Consider the following 1,516-nt stretch of genomic DNA (forward strand, 5'->3'; position numbering starts at 1 on the left):
AAATCAGCAACCTTTTGACATGCTCCCCATGCAACATTACCAAAACCTGATACTGCAACAGTTTTTCCAGTAAATTCTTCTCCTTCATGTCTTAAGATTTCTTGACAGAAGTAAGCAACTCCATATCCTGTAGCTTGTGGTCTTATTAAGCTTCCGCCGTAAGACAATCCTTTACCAGTTAAGACTCCGTTTTCGAAAGCCCCTCTTATTCTTCTATATTGTCCATAAAGGTATCCTATTTCTCTTGCTCCAACTCCAATATCTCCAGCTGGTACGTCAACATCTGGTCCTATATGTCTATATAATTCAGTCATGAAGCTTTCACAGAACCTTCTTATTTCTGCATCTGATTTACCTCTTGGATCGAAGTCAGAACCACCTTTACCTCCTCCTATTGGAAGACCAGTTAAAGAGTTCTTTAATATTTGTTCAAATCCTAAAAATTTGATTATTCCAAGATAAACTGATGGGTGGAATCTTAATCCTCCCTTGTAAGGTCCTATGCATCCATTAAATTGTACTCTGAATCCCCTGTTAACTTGAACGTTTCCATTGTCATCAGTCCAAGGAACTCTGAACATGATTTGTCTTTCTGGTTCAACAAATCTTTCAAGTAAATTTGTTTTTATATATTCAGGATGTTTATCTAATACTGACTCAAGTGATCCTAGAACCTCTTCTATTGCTTGAATAAATTCAGGCTCTCCAGAATTTCTTTTTTTAACGTTTTCAATAACTTGCTCAATATAAGCTTTTGAATTTAAAGTTTCCTTTGTCATAAAAAAATACCCCCCAAAATGAATTATGTATTCATTTTTTTTATTTCAGCAATGTTTTAAATGCTGTTTACTATACTATATATATTCTCTAATGCACCTAGTATTCCTCCCCGTTTGAATGAACTCAGTAATCTTTATGAAACCGATTAATTAAACAGAAGTTTAATACTGATTCTTAAAAATTTTCTTAATATTCTTAACTGATTTTTATTAAAATATAATATTTTTTAATTTTATAGTATGTTAATTAAACTTAAAGTATATGCTATATACAAAAAATATTGGTATTGTATATTTTTTAACAAATTTAATGTATATTATTTTTATTAAATTTAATTATATTATTTTTTAAATCTATTTATATAATATTCATTAAGTGATACAAATTGGAAATTTGTGGTTCCCTTTTTGAGATATATAAGTTATAATTCATGACTTACAACTAACCAACTCAAACTTATAACTCATGAGTAAAAAAAGTTTGTTATATAACAAAAGAGAAACCCATTTATGAGTTTCCCCTTTTTAAAGTTAAGAATTGAGAATGAAAAGTTGAAAGCTTTTTAAGAAGATTTCATCATTTACTTTCAACCACAACTTTCAATTTTAAACTATAGTATCTTAGTAAATTCCTTGAGCATGCATAGCTTCTGCAACTTTTACGAATCCAGCTATATTAGCACCTGCAACTAGGTTATATCCTAAGCCATAAGTTTCTGCAACACTTGCAGCTGTAT

General features: G+C 30.1%; 1 protein-coding gene. It reads right to left on the reverse strand.

Annotated features, from left to right (window positions below; translation table 11 throughout):
- On the reverse strand, positions 1 to 779 hold a 779-nt coding region (locus BM119_RS19455), incomplete at its 3' end, for a Glu/Leu/Phe/Val dehydrogenase dimerization domain-containing protein (RefSeq protein ID WP_278336809.1).
- Positions 780 to 1,516 lie beyond the last annotated feature (737 nt).

Origin of the sequence: Clostridium frigidicarnis (assembly GCF_900111985.1) — a bacterium.
Lineage (GTDB): Bacteria > Bacillota > Clostridia > Clostridiales > Clostridiaceae > Clostridium_Z > Clostridium_Z frigidicarnis.